This window comes from Streptomyces sp. NPDC059740, from assembly GCF_042733155.1.
Taxonomy (GTDB): domain Bacteria; phylum Actinomycetota; class Actinomycetes; order Streptomycetales; family Streptomycetaceae; genus Streptomyces.
Map to the genome: position 1 here is coordinate 4,125 of NZ_JBHWGP010000076.1, position 6,177 is coordinate 10,301.

Sequence of the window (6,177 nt, forward strand, 5' to 3'; positions counted from 1 at the left end):
GCGCCCCCCCGCCCCCCCCGGCGCTGGTGGCTGTGGCGGGGGCGGGGGGGCGGCGGCGGGGGGCGGGGGGCCCCAGCCCCCCACGGTTCGGGGAGTGGGCGGGCGCCCGGAGGCGGCCGGCCACAGCAGGTTGCTCAGACAGGACGCGCGTCCTCGCCGGGTGGGACCGGCAGCCGGGGCGGGGAGCCCACCGGCCAGGTCGCCACCGGCGGGCCGAGGTGGCCGCGGCTGCGTTCCGCCGGCCGGTCACGGCCGGTGTCGAGGTGGGAGGGCGCGAAGGAGCGGCCCGTGGCGACGGCCGTGCCGTGCGGGTCGTACTCGGCGGCGGCCACCTCGTGCACCGCGGTGGCGGGGGCTTCGGACATGAGCGGCTCCCGGGGACGAGGACGGTGCCGGTTCCGCGGCACTAAACGGAGGATGCGCCCCGCATGGTCCCAAGGATATGGAGCACGCTCTCCGGTTGTCAACGACTCGCGTGTCCCCGGCGGTCGGGAGGTGGTCGGTGTGCGCCGGGCCCGTCCCCGCCCGGCCGGGACGAGGCCGGCGGGCCCCCTGCTCGCACCGCACCGCCCCGGGCCCGCGGACGGGCGGAACGCGAGGGCGGCGGTGCCGACGCGCACGTCCCGGGCGTCACGGTCCCGGGAGACGCGAACCGGGGGGGGCCCCGCCGCGGGCCCCCCCCCCCCCCCCCCCCCCGGGGGCGCCCCGCGGGGGCCCGGGGCCGCCCGGGGGGGCCGGAGCCCGGGCCCGCCCCGGGGCCCCCCGGCCCGGCCCCCCCCCCCCCGCCCCCCCGCGGGGGCCGCACCCCCCCCCCCCCCCCCGCCGCCCCCCGCCTCGCGGGCGCCCGGGTCCCTACGGGCTGTCAGGACCCGGGCCGGTCCCGGTCAGGTGCAGGTCCCCCCGGTCAGCGCGGAGAACAGCGCGGGCAGCTGGTCCATCGCCTCGGCACCGGCCAGCGGGTTGCTGTAGTCACGCGAGTGCGTGATCTCGCCGTCCTTGATCGTGGTCACCGTGGCGTACTGGAACGAGAAAGCCTTACCGGTCTTCACCACCGTGCCGTTGACCGTGTACTCGGTGCAGATCACCGTCGGGTCGTCGGTGCGGCGGATCGAGACCGGGTCCACCGAGGTGAACTGGACGACGCCGGCGGACTGCTCGAAGCGGGCCAGCAGTGCCGCGCGACCGTTGGTGACCGGGTCCACGCCCGGCGGGGCGAACGGGATCTCGACCACGGTGTCCACCGAGTAGCAGTTGGCCAGGCCGGTCCAGTCGTTGTTCTCGGTCGCGGTGATGAACCGCTGGAAGACCTCGACCGGATCGGTCTCGGCGGACGTGCGGGGCCGGGAGGCGGCGGCGTAGGACGTACCGGACTGCCCGGTGGCGGCGGCGGTGGCGACCACGGCGGCACCGCCGGCGTAGCGGAGTATCGATCTTCGGTCGAGCGTCATGACTGTCCTTGTCTCGTTTCTGGTCGGGGCCGTCGGATGACGGCGACGTGTCCGGGGCGGGAGATCAGCCGATCGCCTGCGGGAACGTGAAGAACCGGTGCGGGTCGTAGAGCGCCTTGGTGGCGGCCAGCCGGGGGTGGTTCTCGGCGTAGTAGGACCGGCGCCAGTCGGTGAGGGCGGGGTCGGGCATGTTCTGGTACGACTCCCCGTTGGAGTAGGGGTCCATGGCCTCGAACACACCGGTCACCCAGCTCTGGGCGGCGGCCTGCTCGGCGGCGGCCGGGTCGGCGGTCCCCACGGTGTCGATGCCGATCAGCTGGAAGACGGTGTCCCGGTGCACGTAGGCGGTCGCGTCGCGGGCCACGTCGTTGATCGCGCCGCCGAGCCCGGCGGCGCTGAGCAGCCGGGTGTGGCCGGCCCGGCGGTCCGCGTCGAACGCGGCCAGCAGCCCGGACACCCCGCTCCCGGGCAGCGGGGTGCGGAACATCCGGTTGCGCTGGGTCAGGAAGGTACCGCGAGGGAGCAGCCCGTCCGCCGTGACGCCGACCCGGTGGCACTGTGCCGCGGTGTCATCGGCGCAGCCGTAGTGCGCCATCATCGCGTCCCGGTAGGAGAGTTGGTCGGCCTGCCGGGTGTCGGGGGCGCTGCCCACCAGGGCGGTCAGGTCGTCCAGGCACTGGTTGAGCGAGGAGACGCTCCCGCGCCACGCTCCGGAGACGTTCAGCACCGCGGCGGTGCCCGGCGCGGCGTCGGTCAGCGCTACGGTCAGCGTGGTGCCGAGTTCACGGGGGCCGCGGGCAACCCACTCCTGCCAGGCGCCGAGCACCTGGGCCGCGACGTCCCAGCCCCAGGTGAGGCTGTAGTTGACGAGGCTGGTGATGCCCAGCGGACTGACCTCGAAGCTCGTCACGACGCCGAAGTTCCCGCCGCCGCCGCCGCGAAGGGCCCAGAAGAGGTCGGGGTGCTCCTTTGCCGACGCGGTCACCACGGAGCCGTCGGCGAGCACGACACGGGCCGACAGCAGGTGGTCGCAGCCCATACCGGCGCTGGGCGACAGGAGGCCGTAGCCGCCGCCCTGCAGGAAGCCTGCGGCACCCACGGTCGGGCAGGAACCGCCGACCAGAGCCAGTCCGGCCGGCGCCAGGGCCGTCAGACTGTCGATCTGCTGGACTCCCGGCCCCACGGTCACCGTGGGCGTGTCGGCGCTGCCCGCGGCCGGGTTGACGGTGAGGGAGTTCAGTGCGGACAGGTCCAGGACCAGGCCCGGACCGGTCGAGTAGCCGGCGTGGCTGTGGCCGCCGCTGCGCGGCACCAGCGCGACACCGTGGTCCTGCGCGAACCTCAGGCACTGCTGGACGTCCTGCTCGCTGGTGCAGTACGCGACCGCGGCGGGGCTGACGGTGTCGTACTGGCTGAAGAACAGCTCCTTGGCCACCGGGTAGGCGGCGTCGGAGGGCAGCACGAGGGTCCCCTGGAGCAGGGTGCGCAGCCGGTCCCAGGGGATGGTGGTGCCGGCCGGCAGGGCGGACGAGGGGGCCGACCAGCCACCGGTCAGCACACCCGCGGCCACCGCGCCACCGCCGTAGCGCAGGAACGCTCTCCGATCGAACGACATGCTTCCTCACAACGGCTACGCGCCTCCCCGGCGAGCCGGGGGAGCCGGATGGTGTCGGGCGGGACGGACCTTAAGGAGCCCTGCTTAACCGGTGCTTAAGCGTGCCGCGGCCCCGGCACGGAGGGCGTCGCCGGGCGGCCGTGCGGGACGAACGACGCCCGCGCGGCGGGTCGTTGACATCCGGAGAGTGCGCCCCGTATCGTCGAAGCGGGGCGCACTCTCCGATACGCGGCGCCCGGTCCCGTCTGTCGATCGTTGAACTGGAGCCAGTCATGACGGAGCAGAAGCACACCCCGACCGCGCGCGAGGTGGTCGAGCGGTTCCTGGACGCGGCGCTGGACCCGGCCGGGAAGCACCTCGCCGACCTGTACGGCGACCCGGTCGTGATCGAGATGCCGTTCGCCCCGCCGGGGTTCCCGCGCCGCACCGAGACCACCTCGGAGCAGCTGCGGGCCCGCTACGAGGCCGGCGCCGGAGCCCGTGAGTACACCAAGGTCGACTCGGTGGTGATCCACGAGACCCGCAACCCCGAGGTCGTCGTCGTCGAGTACGACGTGCACGGCAAGGACGTGGCGACCGGCAAGCAGTTCGTCCTCTCCTACATCAACGTGATGACCGTGCGCGACGGACGCATCGTGCACTCGAAGGACCACTCCGACCCGATCGTCGCCGCGAAGGCCCTCGGCATGCTCCCCAAGCTGGTGGAGGCCCTCACGGCCGACCTCGAGAACGAGGGCGCGTAGCGGTTCTCCTGCGGCCGGCGTCGACGGTGTACCGCCCGCGGGCGGTGCACCGCCGGCGCCGGCTGCTGTTTCCGGCACCGGCGTGCCGACCGGTGGACCCGGTCGACGGCACGCCGGGCCAAGAACGCCTAACTCAGGAGTTGTGACCATGTCCGAGACCAGCGCACCCGACCGGCTGGAACCGGCCGTCCGCAAACTGATCGGCATCCTCCTGGTCGGTCTCGTGGCGGTGCTGCTCGACACCACCATCGTCAACGTCGCGGTCGACCGCCTCATCCACGACCTGCACACCACGGTCTCCACGGTCCAGTGGGTGAGTACCGGCTTCCTGCTCGCGCTGGCCATGGCGATTCCTCTGACCGCATGGGCGATCGGGCGTTTCGGCGCCAGACAGGTGTGGTTGCTGGGGGTCGCGCTGTTCCTGGTGGGTTCGGTGCTGGCGGGCGTCGCCTGGGACATCGGGAGCCTGATCGTCTTCCGGGTGCTCCAGGGCCTGGGGGGCGGCCTGATGCTCCCGGTGCAGCAGACGCTGCTGGTCCAGGCCGCGGGGCCGAAGCGTCTGGGCCGGGTGATGGCCGCCATCGGGCTGCCGGCGGTGATCATCCCGATCCTCGGACCGGTGGTGGGCGGCCTGATCGTCAGCAACGCCAGCTGGCGCTGGGTCTTCTTCCTCAACGTCCCCTTCAGCGTGGTCGCGTTCTACCTGGCCTGGCGCGGACTGCCGGCCGGCGGGGCGCGGAACCGGCAGCCCCTGGACGTCCTCGGGCTGGCGCTGATCACCCCCGGCCTGGCCGCGATCCTCTACGCCCTGTCACAAGTGGCCGCGCACGGCACGGTCACCCAGCCGGCGGTCCTGCTGCCGCTGGTGGCCGGCCTGCTGCTGCTCGCCGGCTTCGTGGTCCACGCCCTGCGCACCAGCGGCCGGCCGATGGTCGACGTCCGGCTCTTCACCGACCGCCCCTTCGCCCTCTCCTGCGGCCTGCTCTTCCTCAGCGGCCTCTCGCTGTACGGGGTGGCGCTGCTGCTCCCGCTCTTCTACCAGCAGGTCCGCGGACAGAGTGCGTTGGTGGCCGGTCTGATGCTGGCACCGCAGGGCGTCGGCAGCCTGATCGCCCGGAACTGGGTGGGCCGGCTGTCCGACCGGCTCGGTCCGCGACCGGTGGTGGTGGCCGGCGCCGTGTGCGCCGTGCTCGGCAGTGTGCCCTACCTCTGGGCCGGCGTGCACGGTGACGTGGTGGTGCAGGGCGCCGGGCTCCTGGTACGCGGTGTCGGGCTGTCCGGGGTGAACATCGCGGTCATGGTCGCGGCCTACCGTGGCCTGCGCCCGGAGCAGGTACCGCACGCCAGCAGCGCCACCCGCATCCTGATGCAGGTCGGCGGGTCGTTCGGGGTGGCGGTGGCCGCGCTCATCCTGCAACACGAGCTCACCGCCCGGGCGGTGACGGGAGCGGCGGCGCGGGCGACGGCCTACGACCACTCCTTCGCCTGGCTGCTGGGCCTGACAGCGGTGGCCCTGCTGCCGGCCGTCCTGCTGCCGGGGCGGGCGCGGGAGGCGGCCGACGCCGGCCCCTCGAACCCGTCCTCGCCCGCCGAGGCGCCCGCCGCACGGTGACCGGCCCCGCCCGACCGCACCGTCGAACGGGTGGCGGAACACCGTGTACTAGCCTGTGACCTGCCGTCCGAGCTGCAGCGATCATCGCGAGAAGCCCACCCGACCCAGCCGAGATGTGAGGAGTGCCGGAGTGAACGCGCAGTCGACACCCCCGATGAGAGCCGATGCCCGGCGCAACCGGGCCCGCGTGCTGGAGGTGGCCCAGGAGGCCTTCGCCGTCGACGGCCTGCTGGTCCCGCTGGACGAGATCGCCCGACGCGCCGGGGTGGGCGCCGGCACGGTGTACCGCCACTTCCCCACCAAGGAAGCACTGTTCGACGCGGTCATCCTGCACCGGGTGCAGAGCCTGGTGGACCGGGCCCGCGAGCTGGCGGACGCGGCCGAGCCGGGGCCGGCGTTCTTCGGGTTCGTCGCCGAGATGACGCAGGCGAGCGCCGCCAAGAAGGACCTGATCGACGCCATGGCGGGGGCCGGGATCGACGTGACCGCGAACCTGTCCGAGGTGAACCGCGAACTGTGGGAGTCGATCGACGAGTTGCTGACCCGGGCGCAGCGGGCCGAAGCGGTGCGCCGGGACGTGGGCATCGCCGAGGTGATGGCCCTGCTGCGAGCCGTCTTCCTCGCCACCCAGCAGGGGGACGACGCGGAGCAACTGACCGCCCGGGTGATGGCGGTCGCCTGCGACGGGCTGCGGACGCCCCCGGCAGCGCACTGACCACGGCGGGGTGCGCCGGAGGAAGCGTCCGCTTCCTCCGGCGC

6 protein-coding genes are annotated in these 6,177 nt (G+C 73.8%); 3 read left to right on the top strand and 3 right to left on the bottom strand.

Features of this window, described 5'->3' with window-relative positions:
- Nucleotides 1-134 precede the first annotated feature (134 nt).
- The 3 genes from ACFV3R_RS34100 to ACFV3R_RS34110 form a co-directional block, all read right to left on the bottom strand.
- Complete coding sequence (locus ACFV3R_RS34100; protein WP_385591311.1) at nucleotides 135-365, bottom strand: hypothetical protein; 231 nt, start codon at nucleotides 363-365, stop codon at nucleotides 135-137.
- Between the two features lie 519 nt (nucleotides 366-884).
- Complete coding sequence (locus ACFV3R_RS34105) at nucleotides 885-1,448, bottom strand: nuclear transport factor 2 family protein (protein ID WP_385591313.1); 564 nt, start codon at nucleotides 1,446-1,448, stop codon at nucleotides 885-887.
- Between the two features lie 64 nt (nucleotides 1,449-1,512).
- Nucleotides 1,513-3,063: an FAD-dependent oxidoreductase gene (locus tag ACFV3R_RS34110; protein ID WP_385591316.1), complete on the bottom strand. Its 1,551-nt coding sequence runs from the start codon at nucleotides 3,061-3,063 to the stop codon at nucleotides 1,513-1,515.
- Between the two features lie 272 nt (nucleotides 3,064-3,335).
- Here ACFV3R_RS34110 and ACFV3R_RS34115 point away from each other — a divergent pair, with 272 nt between their 5' ends.
- The 3 genes from ACFV3R_RS34115 (at nucleotide 3,336) to ACFV3R_RS34125 (ending at nucleotide 6,133) form a co-directional block, all read left to right on the top strand.
- A complete protein-coding gene (locus ACFV3R_RS34115) occupies nucleotides 3,336-3,806 on the top strand; it encodes a nuclear transport factor 2 family protein (RefSeq protein WP_385591319.1) in 471 nt (156 codons plus the stop codon).
- A gap of 148 nt (nucleotides 3,807-3,954) precedes the next feature.
- Nucleotides 3,955-5,418 (top strand): MDR family MFS transporter, encoded by a 1,464-nt coding sequence (locus ACFV3R_RS34120; RefSeq protein WP_385591323.1) that lies wholly within the window; start codon nucleotides 3,955-3,957, stop codon nucleotides 5,416-5,418.
- A 154-nt stretch (nucleotides 5,419-5,572) separates the two neighbouring features.
- Entirely contained in the window at nucleotides 5,573-6,133 is a 561-nt protein-coding gene (locus ACFV3R_RS34125) for a TetR/AcrR family transcriptional regulator (RefSeq protein ID WP_385591326.1), read from the top strand.
- Nucleotides 6,134-6,177 lie beyond the last annotated feature (44 nt).

Coding starts and splice junctions, on each gene's coding strand:
- ACFV3R_RS34110 (WP_385591316.1), bottom strand. CDS start 3,063: ATGTCGTTCGATCGGAGAGCGTTCCTGCGCTACGGCGGTGGCGCGGTG.
- ACFV3R_RS34125 (WP_385591326.1), top strand. CDS start 5,573: ATGAGAGCCGATGCCCGGCGCAACCGGGCCCGCGTGCTGGAGGTGGCC.
- ACFV3R_RS34100 (WP_385591311.1), bottom strand. CDS start 365: ATGTCCGAAGCCCCCGCCACCGCGGTGCACGAGGTGGCCGCCGCCGAG.
- ACFV3R_RS34115 (WP_385591319.1), top strand. CDS start 3,336: ATGACGGAGCAGAAGCACACCCCGACCGCGCGCGAGGTGGTCGAGCGG.
- ACFV3R_RS34120 (WP_385591323.1), top strand. CDS start 3,955: ATGTCCGAGACCAGCGCACCCGACCGGCTGGAACCGGCCGTCCGCAAA.
- ACFV3R_RS34105 (WP_385591313.1), bottom strand. CDS start 1,448: ATGACGCTCGACCGAAGATCGATACTCCGCTACGCCGGCGGTGCCGCC.